Origin of the sequence: Rubrivirga halophila, assembly GCF_046845755.1 — a bacterium.
Classification (GTDB): domain Bacteria; phylum Bacteroidota; class Rhodothermia; order Rhodothermales; family Rubricoccaceae; genus Rubrivirga.
The window spans coordinates 3263986-3280747 of the sequence record NZ_CP177357.1 but is presented as its reverse complement, the minus strand read 5'-3'; the positions used below and the strand labels follow the sequence as shown (position 1 = coordinate 3280747).

Genomic DNA, 16762 nt, shown 5'->3' with positions numbered 1-16762 from the left:
AGGCTTCGGGAGGGGGGCTCGCGCCGGTCGCGGGGACGAGGAATGAGGAGCGAGCAGAGGCGCAGGGGAGTGCCCGCTCCCTTAAAGCCTGTCATCCTGAGTGAAGGCCGCAGGCCGTAGTCGAAGGATCTCTGGCGAGCGGTCCGCCCCGGTACTGCTCTCGGCGTAGAGGCGAGACCCCGTCGCACCAGAGATCCTTCGACTCCGCTCAGGATGACGAAGCTGGGCAGGACTGCAGCGTGCGAGAGGCTACCGGTAGACGCGGCCGACGAAGGCGCCGTTCAAGAACGCCTTGGGGTCGAGGTCCATCTGGAGCACGACGCCGGTGTGGGCGCCCGCGAGCAGCACCTTGGCCGACTCCGCCAACCCGGCGGCCGTCGTGGCCTGGATGGCGCGCATCGGCCCGTTCGGCGTGGCGACCGGGTCCACGACGACGCTGCGGTCGAGGCGGCGGCGGTGGCCGTCGCCGTCGGTCCCCTCCACGCTCGCGTAGAGCACCACGATGTCGTCCTCCACGAGCGGGATCTCGGCCTCCATCCGCGCCTGGAGCGCGTCGGGGTCGCGGCCGGTCTCGTCCAGGATGCCCTCGACCCAGGCGTAGTGGCCGGGGTAGCGGAGCGTCTTGTAGTCGAGCCGCTTGAGCTGGCCCGCGAAGTGCTCCGGCATGTCGGCCGCGCCGCCCGAGGTGAGGTCGTCCTCGTAGACGACGCCGTCGAGCACGAGCCGGCCGCGCTCGGACAGCGACGGGACCTCGCGGACCTCGCCGTCGCGCAGCACGATCGCGGGCTTGACGTACTCGGTCGCGACGCCGATCGGGCTCCACGTGAACCCGTAGTGGTGCGGGCCGCTCGCGTGGCGCGTCAGCGCGCCGACCTTCATCTCGACCGTGTCGACGGCGCCGCCGTGGTCGGCCTCGAACTGCTGCATCAGCTGGTGGCCGAGCACGTTGATGACGCCCGGCGCGAGCCCGGTCTGGAGCAGGAAGCCGGTCTCGGCGCCCTCTGCCATGTCTGTGATCGCGTTCGTCTCGGCGACGTACTCGGTCAGGTTCGCGTAGTGGCAGCCGTGGTCGAGCGCGAGCCGGGCGACGGTCGGCGCGAGCCCGCCGGGCAGGCAGTCGAGCACGACGGCGGCGTCGGCGAAGGCGTGGGCGAGGGCCGGGGCCGGCTCGGCGGCGATGGGGGCGTGGATGGCGTCCAGCCGGTCGGCGTGGCCGACGAACGCCTGTGCGTGTGCCAGCCGCCCCGCGTCGGCGTCCGCGAGCACCACGCGGCCGATGGGCACGTCGGCCCAGTCCAGGAGCATGTAGGCGGCGGCCTCGCCGATGCCGCCGGCGCCGACGATGAGGATGGAGGGGGCAGAGGCGTCGGACATGGGACGGGCGGTCGGGGGGAGCGGCCCAACCTATCGCCGCGCCGATCCGCGGTTGCGCCCGCCGTGTGAAGGCGCGGCGATCCATCGAGCCGCCTCCGGCTCCTTTAGTCGACCAGCCGGGCCACGTCCGCCAGCACGGCGTCGCGGGCGTCGCGGAGGTGGGCGGCGACGCGGTCGCCCAGGGCGCGCGCCGACGACGGGCCGGGCTGCCCGGCGGCGAGCGTCGCGACGTGCTCGGCCGACTGGCCCAGGGCCTCAACGGCGGCGCTCGCGGCGGCGAGCCAGGTCGGTGAGGGGCCGGGCCGGCCGGCGGCCTCGGCGGCCCGCTCGCGCAGGCGGGGGAGCCAGCCCGGAGCCGGGCGGAGCACAGCGCGCGCGAGGTCGGCCGGGCTCCGGCGGTCGAGGCACCGCGCCTGGGCCGAGACGCCGGCGCCGAGCGCCGCCACGACGCCGTCGAGGCCGGTCGCCACGGCCGCGAGCCGGTCGCGCTGGCCCGCGCTCAGCGCCGCGTCGCGTGCCAGGCCGACGGCCCCGTGCGTCTCGCGGACCGCGCACGCCGCCGCTGCCAGCAGCGACTGGAACGCGGCAGCGGACTCCCGAGCGACGCTCCGCTCGGCGAGCGCAGCGACGGCCTCGGGGGTCAACGTGTCGGGACAGACGGGAGAATCAATCGGGGTCATAAGCACGCGGACCGGGGCCCGCTGGCATCAGAATCGGCGAAGAAACGCGCCACATGAAGGAGACGAGGCGTACACCGTGCGATCCCATCGACGCTTGGCCGTTCCGGCGCACGAGCTGCACAGGGCCTTCGCGAGGCCTTCGCAAACCGAGGGCATACGTGCCCGGCCCGGGGTGACATGCGAGAAGAGGAGGGGACGAGAAGAGGAATCGAGGAGCCTGAATAGTGTCCTCTGCTCCTCTACGCCTCTTCTCTTCACGCCCTACGCCGTCGCGCGCGACGGGGCGGGCGGGCGGGGCGTGTCGGGCGTAGGTGTCGCCTGGGGGAGCGGCATCGTCACCATCCGCTCCATCAGCGTCAGCACGTCCTCGGCGCGCGACGGCGACAGCGTCCCGGCGCGGACCGCGAGACGGACCGTCTCGACCGACAGCGCGGCGTACGCGGGCACGAGGTGGGGGAGGTGCTTGCGGAGCGCGAGCCCGTGCATCCGCAGCGTGCCCAGGTCGCCCCGGGCGACGGGGCCGGTGAGCGCCTCCTCGACGGATCCCGACGACAGGTTGTCGAGCGTGCCCTGGACGAGCGGCCCGAGAATGGCCATCGCCTGGCGGCGGTCGACGTCGATCGACGCCAGCACCTCCTGCACCATGCCCATCAGCGTGACGAGCAGGTTCGAGGCCATCGCGGCGGCGAGGTGGTAGCGCGGCTTGGCGTCGGCGGCGACGATGAGGTAGCGCATCCCGAGCCCGACCGCCAGCTCGATGCCGGCGGCGCGGCCCGGCTCCTCGCCCTCGATGCCGACGGCCACGCCCGCGAGGGTGTCGGCGTCGGCGTCGCGGGTGACGGCCTGGAGCGGGTGGAACGACAGCGTCCGCGCGCCCTCGGCCCGGAGCGGCTCCAGCGCCGAGGCCGTCTGCGCGCCCGAGGTGTGGAGCACGACGGCGCCGCGCCACGGGCGCGGCGCGTCGACGAGCGTCTCGGCCAGGTCCGCGATCTGGTCGTCCGGGACGGTCAGCAACACGAGCGGGACGGCGGGCAGGTCGCCCAGGCGGTCCGAGGCGCGCGCGCCGAGCTTGGCCGCGAGCGCCTCGGCGGAGCTCAGCGACCGGCTGATCACCATCTCGACGGGATACCCGCTCTCGACCAGCCGGAGCCCCAGCGCGCGCCCCATGGCGCCGGCGCCGACGATGGCGACGGCCGGGCGGGAGGAGTCGAAGGCCGAAGAGTAGGTGTCCATGGGGCGGGGGGAGCGGGCGCTAGCCCTTCCAGAAAACGGCGGCGAGGGTGCCGGGGGCGGCGTCGGTGGCGGCGTCGAGCACGAGCACGCGGCCGGCCGTGGCCCCGCGCTCCGTCGCGGCGATCAGCGTCGTCGCGATCGCGCCCATGCCCTCCACCTTGACGGCGTCGTCGGCCATCAGCCGCAGGACGGCGTGCGGATCGAGGGCCTCGACGGCGGCGCGGAGCGCGGCCAGCGCTGGGGCGTCCCCGTCGATCACGTCGCACGAGCCGACGACGACGGCGCGCTTGCCGTACATGATCTCGCCGACCGCGCGGCCGAGCTCGAAGCACGAGGCCGGGCTCTCGTCGCCCATCACGATCGGGACCGTGTCGAAGGCGTCGCCGAGCACGCACTGCAAGAACGGGAGCTGCACGTCGGCGCCCTCGGTGTGGTAGTGGCCCGTGTCGTCGAGGAAGATGTCGTCGTCCTCGTCGCAGAGCTCGTTGCGGAGGTGGTCGTTGACGGCGACCTCGCCAAGCGGCGTGTGGTAGGCGTCGGTCTGGCAGATCGACAGGCGGCCGAAGGCGCCGTGGTGGCTCGGCGAGATGACGAGCGCGGTGTCGATGGCGGCGCCGGCGAGCAGCGTGTACGCGGCGGCGGCGGCGGGCCCGCCCGACGTCCGGTTGGAGTCCGGGACGATGAGCCCGACGACGGCGTCGGCGGGGAGGTCGCTGGCGGGCGCGGCGGCGAGCAGGCCGTCGAGCTGGCTGCGAAGCGGGGCCGGCTGCGAGGGGTAGACCGCGCGGGAGGCGAGGCTCATGGGGGGAGGCGGGGCGTGGAGGGGACGCGCGCCAGATCGCCCGACGCGCCGGCTCCCTACGCGCGAGGGGCGCGCGGGATGCCGAGGCGGGAAAGGTCGGGCCGTGGGGTGAGACACTTCAAGAGGGGTGCGCGTCGCCGGTCGATTCCGTCGGGCCCCGGTATTGGGCCCGTCGGCGCGCCGACGCCTGAGAAGAGAGGCTACCCAAACACGGTGCCACGCTTGGGCCGGGCTTGCGTCCGCCGGTGGGCATGCGTGGGGCCGACACCCTCACCCTGGCTGCGCCGACCTATCGGTTATCCCTCTCCCGAGGAGAGAGGGGACATCGCAGACAGGGCGGGCGCCAGCATGCGCTCCGACGCCCATCGGGTCCTCCCCTCCCGGACGGGAGGGGCTGGGGGAGGGAGACGGGCACGGCGTCGTCTCGGGTCGCGTCAGCGGATCGGCGTGTGCCAGCGAATCCACCCCTGTCCCCCTTCTCCGCAAGCAGGGGCGAGGACGTCGGGTGGGAGCCGTCCCCGCCCCCGTTGGGCGCCGTCTTCACAGACGGGTGCCGGGCCGTCCGGGTTAAGTTTGAACCTGCGCAAAGTTGCACATGAGCCCCCCGCCCCTCCTGTCCGTCAGTGCCGCCGCCGAGCGCCTCGGGGTCCACGTCGGGACGGTCCGCCGGTGGACGGACGCGGGCGACCTGCCGGTCGTGCGGACGCCCGGCGGCCACCGCCGCATCCCCGCCGAGGCCGTCGAGCGGATGCGCCACGAGCGGGCCCGCCGCGGCGACGAGGGGCCTACGACGCCGTCGGTCGGCGACCCGGCCCGGGAGGCGTGGGCCGAGCACGCCGTCGTCCACGCCCGCTACGAGGTCCGGGCCCAGGCCGACGCGACGTGGCACCAGTCGTTCACGCCCGACGAGCGCGCGCACCGCCGCGAGACCGGCCGCCAGCTCGTCGGCCTGCTCCTCCGCCACGTCGCCGGGCAGGGCGACCCCGAGGCGCGCGACGCCGAGGTCCGCCGGCTCGCGTGGGGCTACGCGCTCGACATGAAGGACCGCGGGCTCCCGCTCTCCGAGGCGCTCCAGGCAACCCTCTTTTTCCGCGACGTGCTGACCGAGTCGACGGCGTACTACCCGCGCTTCGAGGAGCAGCCGGCCGCCGACCAGATCGCGCTGCTCCGCCGGGTCAACGAGTTCATGAACGACGTGCAGCTCACGATCGCCCGGGCCTACGAGGCCGACGAGGCATGACGACGCGCCCCACCATCGTCGGGCTCTGGCTCGACGGCGCGACCTGCGCCGTCGACGTGCGCGAGGCGTGGGCGCTGGGCGCGCCCGACGCCGAGCGGCTGTACGCCGCGGCCCGGTCGGCCGGGCTGAGCGCCGTGCTCGTCTCGACGTGCTTCCGCGTCGAGCTGCTGGTGTCGGGCCCGCGCCCGGCGTCCGACCTGCTGGCGTGGGGCCGCGAGCAGCTGACGGCGGCCCGCCCCGACGCCCCGCTCCCCGGCTTCCGCCACGCGACAGGCGACGCCGCGCTCCGGCACCTCCTGCGCGTCGCGGCCGGGCTGGAGTCGGCGATCCTGGGCGAGGCGCAGATTCTGGGGCAGGTCCGCAAGGCGCGCGCCGCGTCCGAGGCGGCCGGCGCGCTCCGGCCCGCCCTCCGCGAGGCGTTCGACGCCGCCGTCCGCACCGGCCAGTGGGCGCGGCGCGCGACGACGCTCGGTCGGGGGACGGCGTCGACCGCGTCAGCCGCCGTGCTGTGGGCCGAGGAGGCGCTCGGCGGGCTGGCGGGGCGCCACCTCGTGGTCGTCGGGGCCGGCGAGATCGGGCGCCTGTTGATCGGCCGGCTGGAAGGCGCCGAGGCCGCGTCGCTCACGCTCGTCTCGGCGCACGCCCCCGCGCACGCCGGGTTCGACGTGGTCCGCCCCGACGGCCTGGCCGACCTCCTGCCCACGACGGACGCCCTGTTCACCGGCACCGACCGCGCTGTGCTGAGCGCCGACGCGGCTGCCCTCGCCTGGGCCGACGGCGCCGCCCGAGCCGTCGTCGACCTGGGCGTGCCCCGCAACGTCGAGGCGGCCGTCAGCGCCATCGACGGCGTGGCGCTGGCGGACGTCGACGCGCTCGGCGCCGTCGTCGACGCCAGCCTCGCGGCGAGGCAAGCTGCTGTGCCGCGCGTCGAGGCCAGGGTGGAGCAGGCGCTCGTCGCGCTCCGCGACGCGCTCGACGGGCTCGCGCGCGAGCAGCTCGTCGGCGACTTCCGGCGCCGCGCCGAGGCGACGCGGCAGGAGACGCTCGCGTACGTCTGTGGCAAGTGCGACGACCGCACGTGTGGCGGCGACGGCGCGGCCCCGGGCGACGGGCTGTGCTCCGACCCCGAGACGCTGTCGCGCACGCTCACCACGCGCCTGCTCCACGACGTCACGGCCGCGATTCGCTCCGGCGAGGGCGACGACGAGACCGTCCGCCGCCTGCTCGCGCTCGACCGCGATGACTGATCGCCTGCGCCTGGGGACGCGCACCTCCCGCCTCGCCCTGTGGCAGGCCGAGCACGTCGCCGCCGCGCTCCGCGCCGCGTGGCCCGGGCTCGACGTGGCGCTCGTCCCGTTCGTCACCAAGGGTGACCGGACGCTCGACCAGCCGCTCCCCGAGATCGGCGGCAAGGGTCTCTTTACCCTCGAACTCGAACAGGACCTGCTCGGCGGCGCCATCGACCTCGCCGTCCACTCGCTCAAGGACCTGCCGACGGCCGACCCCGACGGGCTCGCGCTCGGCGCCACGACGGCCCGCGCTGACGCTCGCGACGCCTGGATTTGCCCCGACGGCCACGGCCTCCACGACCTGCCGCTCGGCGCGACCGTCGGCACCAGCAGCCTGCGGCGCGGCGCCCAGCTGTTGCGCCTCCGGCCGGACCTGGTGATCCAGTCCATTCGCGGCAACGTCGAGACGCGGATCCGCAAGGTCTCGGGCGACGACTACGACGCGGGCGTGCTCGCACAAGCCGGCCTCGACCGCCTCGGGCTGGCCGACGCCGCGCACTCGACTCTCGATCTCGACACGATGCTACCCGCGCCTGGCCAGGCCGCGCTCGGCGTCCAGGTCCGCGCCGGCGGCGACGCCGCGCGCCTGGTCGCCGCGCTCGACCACCCCGAGACCCGGGCGACCGTCACCGCTGAGCGGGCGTTTCTCTCTGGACTCGGCGGCGGCTGCTCCGCGCCCATCGCCGCGCTCGGGACGGTCGACGGCGACCGCCTGCACCTGTGGACGCGTGTCGTCTCGACGGACGGCGCACGGACGGTCGAGACCCGCACGGACGGCCCGTTCGACCCGGCCGATGCGCTTGCGTCCGGCACCGCGCTCGGCGCCCAAGCCGCCGCCCTCGCCCTGGGCGACGGCGCCGCCGCGCTCTTGCCATGACGCCCGGCCGCACCATCGTCGTGACCCGGGCCGAGGAGCAGGCCGACGGGTTTTTGGACGGGCTCCGCGCGCGGGGTGCGACGCCGCTTCTCGTCCCCGCCATCCGCTTCGAGCCCGCCGACCCGGCACCACTCGCGCGCGCGGCCCGGTCGCTCGACGGCGCCGCCTGGGTCGTGTTTACGAGCGCGACCGGCGTGGCCTTCGGCTGGACCGCCATCAGGGCGGCGGGTGGGCTGCCCGACGGCGTGCGGGTCGCCGCTGTCGGCTCCGGCACGGCCGACGCGCTCCGCCAGCGGGGTGCGCCCGTCGACTTCGTCCCCGACCAGTTCGTCGGCGACGCGCTCGTCCGCGACCTCCCCCTCGCGCCCGGCGACCGCGTCGTGCTGCTCCGGTCCCACATCGGCCGCGAGGCGATCGCGACGGGCCTGGCCGACCGGGGCGCCGAGGTCGACGACGTGACCGCGTACCGCACCGTCGTCGGCGCCGACCCGGACGCGGTCGCCGACGCGCTGGCGCAGAGCCCCGACGCCGTCGCGTTTACCTCTCCCTCGACCGCTCGCGGGTTTTTGGACGCCGCTGACCCCGGAGCGCTGGCGGGCGTCGCGCTCGTCGCCATCGGCCCCGTCACCGCCGCCGCGCTGGCGCCGTTCGGGCTCACACCGACCGCCGTCGCCGAGCCGCACACGGTCCCCGGTCTGCTGGACACGCTCGGCCACCTGTTTGCCGCCGATGCGACCCCTCACCCTGTCCCTCTCCCCGAGGGAGAGGGGACGCCGTAGCGACCTCTACGCTGATGACTGACCTCCTCCCGTCCCCACCGCTCGGCGCCGACCGCCCGATGCGGCTGCGCGCCTCGGCCCCGCTCCGCCGGCTTGTCCGCGAGACGCGGCTCGACCCCGCCGGCTTCGTCCTCCCGCTCTTCGTCAAGGACGGCGAGGGGCTGCGCGACGAGATCGTCTCGATGCCGGGCGTGTTTCAGCTGTCGGTCGACGAGGCCGTCAAAGAGGCGTCCGAGGCGTCCGCGCTCGGCGTCGGCGGCGTCCTGCTGTTCGGGATCCCGGCGCACAAGGACGCCGAGGGGTCGGCCGCGTCCGACGACGGCGAGGCGGTCCAGCGGGCCGTGCGCGCGCTCAAGGCCGAGGTGCCCGAGATCGCCGTGATCACCGACGTGTGCCTGTGCGAGTACACCGACCACGGGCACTGCGGCTTCCTGGGCACCGACGGCGAGATCGAGCTGGAGGCCTCGCTGCCCGCGCACGTCGCCGCCGCCGTCAGCCACGCGCGCGCCGGGGCCGACCTGGTCGCGCCGTCGTCGATGATCGACGGGGTCGTGGGCGAGATCCGCGCCGGGCTCGACGCGGCGGGCTTCGGGCACGTCGGCATTTTCAGCTATGCCGTCAAGTACGCGTCCGCCTTCTACGGCCCCTTCCGCGACGCCGCCGACAGCGCGCCTGTCTTCGGCGACCGCCGGACGCACCAGATGGACCCGGCGAACCGCCGCGAGGCCCTCCGCGAGGCGGCGCTCGACGTCGCCCAGGGCGCCGACATGCTGATGGTCAAGCCCGCCGTCGCCTACCTCGACATCCTGCGCGACCTCCGCGACGCGTTCCCGGACCGGCCGCTCGGCGCGTACCACGTCTCGGGCGAGTACGCCATGCTCAAGGCCGCCGCCGAGCGCGGCTGGCTCGACGAGCGCCGCGCCGTGCTGGAGGCGCTCACCGGCATCCGCCGCGCGGGCGCCGACGTCGTCATCACCTACTACGCCGCGCAAGCCGCGCGCTGGCTGGCGGAGGGCGAATGAAGCGGTGCCCGACCGGCTCCCCCCGCGTGTCGGGCTGGGAGCGGAGCGATGGGCGGTCGGACGGGGGGAGCGCCCCGGCGCACTCTCCGTGAAGCCGCTCGCGATCGCCAGCCTGACGTGATCCCCGCAAGCCGAGCCGCGTAGACAACTTTCAACCGAACCTGAAAATGGCCCTCGACATCCAGCCCGCCGACCGCCCCGCGTCCGCCGGCGACGCCAGCCCTGGCCTCAGCCTGGCCGAGCGCGGCAAGACCGCCGACGGCGCGCCGCAGTCGCTCGACCGCCGACTGTTCGTCCAACTGCTCGCGTACACCGACTGCGCCGACACCGCCCCGCTCGCGGACGCCGCTGAGGCGGCCGGCGTCGCGGGCGTGATCTACCAGAGCGCCCAGGACCCGCGCGGCGTCGCCGTCGTCACGTTCAGCGAGGACCCCGACTTTTTCGTCACCGACGGCCGCGCGCTCCACACCTCGCCCGCCTTCGCCGAGCTCACTCCCCTCCCGGCGCTGACGATGCTCGGCCGGACGTACTCGATCGGCTACGAGCAGGACCTGGTCGGCGCGCTCGTCGCCAAGCCGGTCCAGACGATGACCGACCCCGAGTGGCCGTGGGCCGTGTGGTACCCGCTGCGCCGGAGCGGCCGGTTCGAGCGCGAGCCTCGCGAGGAGCAGCGCAAGATGCTGATGGAGCACGGCGGCATCGGCAAGTCGTTCGGCCGCGCCGGGCTGGCGCGCGACGTCCGGCTGGCGTGCCACGGGCTCGACCCCAACGACAACGACTTCGTCGCCGGGCTCGTCGGGAAAGACCTGCACCCGCTGTCCGCCGTCGTCCAGCGGATGCGGTCGACGCGGCAGACCGCCGAGTTCATCGACAACCTCGGCCCCTTCTTCGTCGGCCGCGCCGTCTGGCAGAGCGCCGGCGACTACGCCTGGGCGCTCGACCACGAGGGCACGGGGCACTAGGCGACCGACCTCGCGCTCGCCACTCGCGGAGGGATCCGTGAGTCGTGATGCGTGAGGGCCCCGACGGAGACTCACGCATCACTCTTTACGCATCACCCGCTCATGTCCCGATTCCTCGACGCCCTCGCGGGCAAGCCCGTCGACGCCACGCCCGTGTGGTTCATGCGCCAGGCCGGGCGCTACCTCCCCGAGTACCGCGCCATCCGCGAGAAGCACGACTTCCTGACGATGGTCAAGACGCCCGAGATCGCGGCCGAGATCACGCTCCAGCCGATCCGCCGGTTCGGGCTCGACGCCGCCGTCATCTACTCGGACCTCCTGCCGCCGCTCCAGACGATGGGGCTCGGGCTCCACTTCAAAAAGGGCGTCGGGCCGGTGATCGAGAACCCGATCAACAGCACGAAGGACGTGGACCTGCTGGCGACGCCGCCAGCGGGCGAGACGATGATGTACACGCCCGAGGCGATCAAGCTCGTCAAGCAGGAACTCGACCCGCTGGGGATCCCTGTGCTCGGCTTTGCAGGCGCGCCGTTCACGCTCGCGGCGTACGCGATCGAGGGCGGCGGGTCGAAGAAGTACGAGAAGACGCGCGTGCTCATGTACACCGAGCCCGCCGCTTGGGCCCGGTTGATGGACAAGCTGGTGACCGTCGCGGGCAGCTTCCTGACCGAGCAGGCGAAGGCGGGCGCCAGCGCCCTGCAGGTGTTCGACTCGTGGGCGGGCGCATTGTCGCGTTACGACTACGTCCGCTACGCGGCGCCGTACACGGCCAAGCTCATCGCCATCGCCCAGAAGACGGGCTTGCCGGTCGTCCACTTTACGACGGGCACCGCCGGCCACCTCGACGCCATCGCCGCGGCGGGCGGCGACGCCATCGGGGTCGACTCCGGGCCCTCGCTCGTCGAGGCGCGCGAGCGCGTCGGCGGCCTGCCGATCCAGGGCAACCTCGACCCGTACCTGTTGCAGGCGCCCTGGCGCGAGCTCCGGGCCCAGACCGACCGCGTGCTCGCGGAGGCACCCGAGACCGGCTACGTGTTCAACACCGGCCACGGGCTCGTCCCGGCGACCCCGCCCGACGCCGTCGCCCGCCTCACCGACTACGTCCGCGAGCAGACCTCCCGCTAAGCCCGGCTTCATCGCCAACCGACCCATGACCGACCCCAAGCCCATCGGCGTTCTCTTCATGGCCTACGGCGGGCCGGAGTCGCTCGACGAGATCCCCGGCTACCTCTCCGACATCCGCCACGGCCGCCCGACGACCTCGGCCGTGCTCGACGAGATCACCAACAACTACCGCTCGATCGGCGGTGCGTCGCCCATCATGGGCCTGACGCGAGCGCAGATCGCCGGCGCGATGGCGCACCTCAACCCGCCCGGCGAGCCCGCCCGCTACAAGGCGTACCTCGGGATGCGCCACTGGGCGCCGTGGATCGAGGAGACGGTCGCCGAGATGCTCGACGACGGCGTCGAGAAGGCGGTCGCCATCGTGCTCGCGCCGCACTTTTCGTCGATGTCGATCGCGAAGTACCAGGCCAAGGTCAAGGCCGGCCTGGAGCTGTACCGCGGCGACATCGACGTGAGCTACGTCGACGCCTACTTCGACGCCGACCTCCTGATCGACGCCTTCGCCGCGCGCGTCCGCCAGGGCATCGAGTCGTTCCCCGAGTCGGAGCAGGACGAGGTCCACGTGGTGCTGTCGGCGCACAGCCTGCCGGTCCGCGTCCTGAAAATGGGCGACCCGTACCAGGACCAGCTGTGGACGACGGCCCGGCTCATCGCCGAGCGCGCTGGCTTGCGCGAGGACCAGTGGAGCTGGAGCTACCAGTCGGAGGGCCGGAGCCCGGAGCCGTGGCTCCAGCCCCAGCTCGAGGACCACGTCCCGGCGCTCGCGGCGCGCGGCATCGACAAGGTGGTGAGCCTGGCGATCGGGTTCGTGTCCGACCACGTCGAGATCCTGTTCGACATCGACATCGAGGCGCAGAAGGCGGCCCAGGAGAGCGGCGTCACGCTCGTCCGCCCGCCGTCGCTCAACGACGACCCGCGCTTTGTGCGCCTGCTGGCGGAGCTGGTGGAGGGTAAAGCCGCCCATGCCGGGTGGGTCGACTCCGACGTCCGCGCCGCCAGCGCCGGGGCGCCCACGATGCCGATGCCCGCCGGCACGCTCGACGCCAGCGTCGCGGCGTAGCGCTCGCTCCCCCCGTCCGGCCGCGCATCGCTCCGCTCAACGCGCGGCCGGACTGTCCCCCTCATGCGTGAGGGGGACAGCGTGTCGAGCTGGGAGCGGAGCGACCTGCCGACACGCGGGGGGAGGGCCCCGCCAGCCTCACACCTCCGTCACCTCTCATGCCCTCCACCCGGACCGACCGCCTGCCCCGTCACAGCGGGGTGCTCGTGCTCGGCGGCGGCGTGGCCGGGCTGGCGGCCGCGCTCCGGCTGGCGGAGGGCGGCGCGAGTGTGCGACTGCTCGAGGCGTCGGACCGCCTGGGCGGCGTCGTCAAGACGATCCGCCGCGACGGGTTCGTGGCGGACGTCGGGCCCGACGTGTTTTTGATTCGCAAGCCGGCTGCGCTGGCGCTGGCGGAGCGGCTCGGCGTCGAAACGGCGACGCCCGCGAGCGGGGCACTGATTCAAAGAAGGGGCAAGCTGCACCCGCTGCCCGCTGGGCTGACCGGCTTGGTCCCCGGCCGCCTCGGTCCCCTGCTGGCGACGCCCGCGCTCGGGCTTGGCGCCAAGCTCCGCGCGGCGCTGGAGCCGATGGTGCCCGCCCGGCGCGACGACGCCGACGAGACGCTGGAGGCCTTCGCCGTCCGCCGCTTCGGGCGCGGCGCGTGGGAGGGCTTGATCGAGCCGCTCCTCGGCGGCTTGTACGGTGCCGACCTGCCGATCTCGCTGCGCGCCACGCTCCCGCACCTCCATGCGTCGGAGGTGCGGGGCGGCTTCCTCAAGTTGCGCGGCCCGGCGGCCTCGAGCACCTCGCCCTTTGCTCGGCCGGTCGATGGCATGGACGCCCTCACGGACGCGCTCGCGCACGCCGTTCGCCAGCACGACGTGATCATCGAGACCGGGTCGCCCGTCGCGGCCGTCACCGCCAGCGGGGCGCGGCTGGTGGATGGGACCGAGCGGCTCGCCGATGCCGTGCTCGTGGCGCTCCCCGCGCCCGCCGCCGCGTCGGTGTTCGCGGATCTCGACCCCGCGCTCGTGGCTCCATTCAACGACATCCCGATGGGGACGGCCACGGCCGTCGTCGTGGGCTTCCCGTCCGCCGGGCTGGCGGTGCCTGACGCCTCCGGCTGGCTGGTGCCGCGCGCCGAAGGCGGGCCGGTGCAGGCCGTGACGATGTTGTCGCGCAAGCACGCGGGCACGGCGCCCCCTGACCACGACCTCGCGCGCGTCTTTCTCCGCGCCGACATCCCCGACGACCCCGCCGCGCTCGCCGCCGCCGTCGCCCACCTCGGGCACCACCTCGGCGAGGTCCGCCCCGTCTTCACCGCCGTCCAGCGTTGGCGCGCGATCCAGCCGCGTTACACGCTCGGCCACCCCGAGCGGCTGGCCGCGCTCGACGCCGCGCTGGAGGCGCACCCCCGCCTCGCGCTTGCGGGCGCCTCGCTCCGCGGCGTCGGCCTGCCCGATGTGATCGCGAACGCCCAGGCCGCCGCCGACACCCTTTTGACCGCTCTCGACTCTCCCGACCGATGACCTCCACGACCCAGTCCGAACAGCTTTTCGCCGACGCCCAGACCCTGATGCCCGGCGGCGTCTCGTCGCCCGTCCGCGCCTTCAAGTCCGTCGGCGGCGTGCCGCGCTTTATCGCGGGCGGTGAGGGCGCCGTGATGACCGACGTCGACGGCAATCGATACATCGACTACGTGATGTCGTTCGGGCCGCTGCTCTTGGGGCACGCGCCGCCAGCCGTCACGCAGGCCATTGCGGATCAGGCGGGGCGGGGGACCACGTTCGGCGCGCCGAGCCCGCTCGAGGTGGAGCTGGCGGAGACGATCCAGGCGATCTACCCGTCGATGGAGCGCTTGCGGTTCGTCAACTCGGGGACCGAGGGGGCGATGAGCGCCGTCCGCGCCGCGCGCGCGTTCACCGGGCGGACCAAGGTGGTCAAGTTCGACGGCCACTACCACGGCCACGCCGACCTCCTGCTGGCGAAGGCGGGCTCGGGCGTCGCGACGCTGGGGCTTCCCGACTCGCCCGGCGTCCCGGCCGCCGTCACCGCCGACACGCTCGTCGTCCCGTTCAACGACGATGCGGCAATGCGCGAGCTGTTCGAGGCGGAGGGCGAGCACATCGCGGCCGTGCTCGTCGAGCCGATTGCGGGCAACATGGGCCTCGTCCGCCCGGCCGATGGCTTCCTCCAGTTCCTGCGCGAGATCACCGAGGCGCACGGCGCGCTCCTCGTCTTCGACGAGGTGATGGTCGGCTTCCGCGTGCACCCCGGCGGCGCGCAGGCGCTGTTCGGCGTGACTCCGGACGTGACCATTCTGGGCAAGGTCATCGGCGGCGGCCTGCCGGTCGGCGCGTACGGCGGGCGGGCTGACATCATGGACCTGATGGCGCCCTCGGGCCCTGTCTACCAGGCCGGGACGCTGTCGGGCAACCCGCTGGCGATGGCCGCCGGGCTGGCGCTCTTCCGCGAGGCCGACGCGACCGGCGCGTGGCAGCTCGCCGCGGACGCCGCGCGCGACACGGCCGCCGCCATCCAGGCCGCCGCCGACGCGGCGGGCGTGGCCTGCCAGACCGACGCCGTCGGCGCCATGTTCGGCTTCTTTCTGAGTGACCAGCCGGTGACGGACTACGCGAGCGCGGCGACGAGCGACAAGGCCGCGTTCGCCCGCCTTCATGCGCTGCTGCTCGACCGGGGCGTTTACCTCCCGCCGTCGCCGTTCGAGGCGTGCTTCACGTCGAGCGCCCACACGCCCGCGGTGGTGGCGCAAGCAGCTGAGGCGTTCCGGAGCGCGTTCGCCGCGCTGTAACCCAGCCCGCGTCGGTGGCCGGTTTGGTGCATCCCCGCCCGCCGAGTGGGGCAGGCCTTCCCACCGTCCGAACGCCGATTCCGAGCGCGCTTCGCGGTCGCCGCCCAGCCCGGCCCCGATCCTCCGGCCATGACGACCGAGACCTCTGCTCCGCCGCCGCGCCTCTTGGGCGTGCTCTTCCTGGGCACGCTGCTGGCGGCCCTCGACATCGCGATCGTGGGCCCCGCGCTCCCGGCCCTGCGCGAGACGTTCGCGCTCACCGAGCGGGCCGTCGCGTGGACGTTCACGGCGTTCGTGCTCGCGAATCTGGCCGGCCTCCCCGTGATGGCCGCGCTCGCCGACCGCGTCGGCCGCAAGCGGGTCTACCTCGCGGACGTGGCCCTCTTCGCGGCCGGCACGCTCGTCGTGGTGCTGGCGCCGTCGTTCGGCGTGCTCCTGGCGGGGCGCGTGCTCCAGGGGCTGGGCGCGAGTGGGATCTTCCCCGTGGCGACGGCCGTGATCGGCGACACGTACCCGCCCGAGCGCCGAGGGCGGGCCGTGGGGATGCTGGGCGCCGTGTTCGGCGTGGCGTTTCTGGTGGGCCCAGCGGTCGGGGGGATCGTATTGTCGGTCGCCAGCTGGCGCTGGCTGTTCGCGCTGTCGCTGCCCCTCGCGGCCGTCGTGTTCGGGCTGAGCGCGCGGCGCCTTCCGGAGTCGCGTGCCGTGGCGCCGGGCGCGTTCGACGCGGCGGGCGTGGCGACGCTGACGGCGCTGCTCGTCGCGCTCGTCGTCGGGCTGAGCGGGCTCGACGCGGTGGCGCCCTACGCAGGGTTGCTGGAGCTCCGCGCGGGAGGCGCGCTGGCGCTGGCGGCCGTGCTGCTGGCGGTCCTCGTCGTCGTGGAGCGGCGGGCGGACGCGCCCGTGATCCGGCCCGGGCTGGTGGCGCGGCGGCCCGTCCAGGTCGCGTGTGCGCTTGCGGTCGGCGCCGGGGCCGTTGAGGCCACGTTCGTGCTGCTGTCGGCGTACGCCGTCGCCGCGTTCGGCGTCGGCGAGTCGACGGCGTCGTACCTGCTGCTACCGCTCGTCGCGGGCGTGGCGCTCGGGGCCCCCGTCTCCGGGCGGCTGCTCGACCGCGTCGGCCCGCGCCCGGTCGTGACCGTCGCGGCCATCTTGGTGGCGCTCGGGATGGGCACCGTTGCGCTGGCGCCGTCGCTCGGCATCCACGTGGCCGGGACGGTCGTGCTTGGGCTCGGGCTGTCGGGCATCCTGGGCTCGTCGCTGAGCTACATCCTGCTGGCGGAGGCCGGCGCCGACGAGCGGGCGGTCGCCCAGGGGCTATCGACCATCTTCCTGAGCGTCGGCCAGCTGGCGGGCGCGGCGACGCTCGCGGCGCTGGCGACGTCCGCGAGCAGTCCCGTCGAGGGGTTCCGGCTCGGGTTCGCGGTCGTGGCCGGGCTGGGCGCCGTCTTGGTCGTGGCCGCGCGCGCGCTCCCGGCGCGCGTCGCGAGCCCAGAGCGGAGAACCGGCGGTGCGCCCGCCCGGTAGG

15 protein-coding genes are annotated in these 16762 nt (G+C 74.4%); 11 read left to right on the top strand and 4 right to left on the bottom strand.

The genetic code is table 11. The annotated features are described in order from the left end of the window. Positions 1 to 249: 249 nt before the first annotated feature. The 4 genes from ACLIRP_RS14360 to amrB all read right to left on the bottom strand — a co-directional run bounded on the left by ACLIRP_RS14360 (position 250) and on the right by amrB (position 4089). Positions 250 to 1374, bottom strand: coding sequence for a saccharopine dehydrogenase family protein (locus ACLIRP_RS14360; RefSeq protein ID WP_412061151.1), 1125 nt, complete (start codon positions 1372 to 1374; stop codon positions 250 to 252). 104 nt (positions 1375 to 1478) lie between these two features. Continuing rightward, positions 1479 to 2054 carry a hypothetical protein gene (locus ACLIRP_RS14355; protein WP_412061150.1) on the bottom strand — a complete coding sequence of 192 codons (576 nt, stop codon included), beginning with the start codon at positions 2052 to 2054 and terminating at the stop codon, positions 1479 to 1481. 261 nt (positions 2055 to 2315) lie between these two features. Next, the gene (locus ACLIRP_RS14350; RefSeq protein WP_412061149.1) at positions 2316 to 3287 is read right to left on the bottom strand and encodes a Rossmann-like and DUF2520 domain-containing protein; all 972 of its coding nucleotides are present in this window, start codon (positions 3285 to 3287) and stop codon (positions 2316 to 2318) included. 19 nt (positions 3288 to 3306) lie between these two features. Then, positions 3307 to 4089: an AmmeMemoRadiSam system protein B gene (amrB, locus tag ACLIRP_RS14345; RefSeq protein ID WP_412061148.1), complete on the bottom strand. Its 783-nt coding sequence runs from the start codon at positions 4087 to 4089 to the stop codon at positions 3307 to 3309. A 595-nt stretch (positions 4090 to 4684) separates the two neighbouring features. Between amrB and ACLIRP_RS14340 the strand changes: the two genes are divergently transcribed. The 11 genes from ACLIRP_RS14340 to ACLIRP_RS14290 all read left to right on the top strand — a co-directional run bounded on the left by ACLIRP_RS14340 (position 4685) and on the right by ACLIRP_RS14290 (position 16761). Then, entirely contained in the window at positions 4685 to 5329 is a 645-nt protein-coding gene (locus tag ACLIRP_RS14340) for an excisionase family DNA-binding protein (RefSeq protein WP_412061147.1), read from the top strand. Beyond that, a complete protein-coding gene (locus tag ACLIRP_RS14335) occupies positions 5326 to 6576 on the top strand; it encodes a hypothetical protein (RefSeq protein WP_412061146.1) in 1251 nt (416 codons plus the stop codon). The genes ACLIRP_RS14340 and ACLIRP_RS14335 overlap by 4 nt, the downstream gene beginning before the upstream one ends. After that, entirely contained in the window at positions 6569 to 7495 is a 927-nt protein-coding gene (hemC, locus tag ACLIRP_RS14330; RefSeq protein WP_412061145.1) for a hydroxymethylbilane synthase, read from the top strand. The genes ACLIRP_RS14335 and hemC overlap by 8 nt, the downstream gene beginning before the upstream one ends. Beyond that, entirely contained in the window at positions 7492 to 8274 is a 783-nt protein-coding gene (locus tag ACLIRP_RS14325) for a uroporphyrinogen-III synthase (protein ID WP_412061144.1), read from the top strand. The genes hemC and ACLIRP_RS14325 overlap by 4 nt, the downstream gene beginning before the upstream one ends. Before the next feature lie 14 nt (positions 8275 to 8288). Beyond that, a complete protein-coding gene (hemB, locus tag ACLIRP_RS14320) occupies positions 8289 to 9296 on the top strand; it encodes a porphobilinogen synthase (RefSeq protein WP_412061143.1) in 1008 nt (335 codons plus the stop codon). A 167-nt stretch (positions 9297 to 9463) separates the two neighbouring features. Then, positions 9464 to 10258: a chlorite dismutase family protein gene (locus ACLIRP_RS14315; protein ID WP_412061142.1), complete on the top strand. Its 795-nt coding sequence runs from the start codon at positions 9464 to 9466 to the stop codon at positions 10256 to 10258. A gap of 102 nt (positions 10259 to 10360) precedes the next feature. Beyond that, positions 10361 to 11383, top strand: a complete 1023-nt coding sequence (hemE, locus tag ACLIRP_RS14310; RefSeq protein ID WP_412061141.1) for a uroporphyrinogen decarboxylase — start codon at positions 10361 to 10363, stop codon at positions 11381 to 11383. A gap of 25 nt (positions 11384 to 11408) precedes the next feature. Continuing rightward, complete coding sequence (gene hemH / locus ACLIRP_RS14305; protein WP_412061140.1) at positions 11409 to 12443, top strand: ferrochelatase; 1035 nt, start codon at positions 11409 to 11411, stop codon at positions 12441 to 12443. Positions 12444 to 12601: 158 nt separating this feature from the next. After that, complete coding sequence (gene hemG / locus ACLIRP_RS14300) at positions 12602 to 13954, top strand: protoporphyrinogen oxidase (RefSeq protein ID WP_412061139.1); 1353 nt, start codon at positions 12602 to 12604, stop codon at positions 13952 to 13954. After that, positions 13951 to 15237 (top strand): glutamate-1-semialdehyde 2,1-aminomutase, encoded by a 1287-nt coding sequence (gene hemL / locus ACLIRP_RS14295; RefSeq protein ID WP_412061138.1) that lies wholly within the window; start codon positions 13951 to 13953, stop codon positions 15235 to 15237. Before hemG ends, hemL begins: the two co-directional genes overlap by 4 nt. Positions 15238 to 15366: 129 nt before the next feature. After that, positions 15367 to 16761: an MFS transporter gene (locus ACLIRP_RS14290; protein ID WP_412061137.1), complete on the top strand. Its 1395-nt coding sequence runs from the start codon at positions 15367 to 15369 to the stop codon at positions 16759 to 16761. The last annotated feature ends 1 nt before the right edge of the window (position 16762 follow it).

Coding starts and splice junctions, on each gene's coding strand:
- ACLIRP_RS14360 (WP_412061151.1), bottom strand. CDS start 1,374: ATGTCCGACGCCTCTGCCCCCTCCATCCTCATCGTCGGCGCCGGCGGC.
- ACLIRP_RS14355 (WP_412061150.1), bottom strand. CDS start 2,054: ATGACCCCGATTGATTCTCCCGTCTGTCCCGACACGTTGACCCCCGAG.
- ACLIRP_RS14350 (WP_412061149.1), bottom strand. CDS start 3,287: ATGGACACCTACTCTTCGGCCTTCGACTCCTCCCGCCCGGCCGTCGCC.
- amrB (WP_412061148.1), bottom strand. CDS start 4,089: ATGAGCCTCGCCTCCCGCGCGGTCTACCCCTCGCAGCCGGCCCCGCTT.
- ACLIRP_RS14340 (WP_412061147.1), top strand. CDS start 4,685: ATGAGCCCCCCGCCCCTCCTGTCCGTCAGTGCCGCCGCCGAGCGCCTC.
- ACLIRP_RS14335 (WP_412061146.1), top strand. CDS start 5,326: ATGACGACGCGCCCCACCATCGTCGGGCTCTGGCTCGACGGCGCGACC.
- hemC (WP_412061145.1), top strand. CDS start 6,569: ATGACTGATCGCCTGCGCCTGGGGACGCGCACCTCCCGCCTCGCCCTG.
- ACLIRP_RS14325 (WP_412061144.1), top strand. CDS start 7,492: ATGACGCCCGGCCGCACCATCGTCGTGACCCGGGCCGAGGAGCAGGCC.
- hemB (WP_412061143.1), top strand. CDS start 8,289: ATGACTGACCTCCTCCCGTCCCCACCGCTCGGCGCCGACCGCCCGATG.
- ACLIRP_RS14315 (WP_412061142.1), top strand. CDS start 9,464: ATGGCCCTCGACATCCAGCCCGCCGACCGCCCCGCGTCCGCCGGCGAC.
- hemE (WP_412061141.1), top strand. CDS start 10,361: ATGTCCCGATTCCTCGACGCCCTCGCGGGCAAGCCCGTCGACGCCACG.
- hemH (WP_412061140.1), top strand. CDS start 11,409: ATGACCGACCCCAAGCCCATCGGCGTTCTCTTCATGGCCTACGGCGGG.
- hemG (WP_412061139.1), top strand. CDS start 12,602: ATGCCCTCCACCCGGACCGACCGCCTGCCCCGTCACAGCGGGGTGCTC.
- hemL (WP_412061138.1), top strand. CDS start 13,951: ATGACCTCCACGACCCAGTCCGAACAGCTTTTCGCCGACGCCCAGACC.
- ACLIRP_RS14290 (WP_412061137.1), top strand. CDS start 15,367: ATGACGACCGAGACCTCTGCTCCGCCGCCGCGCCTCTTGGGCGTGCTC.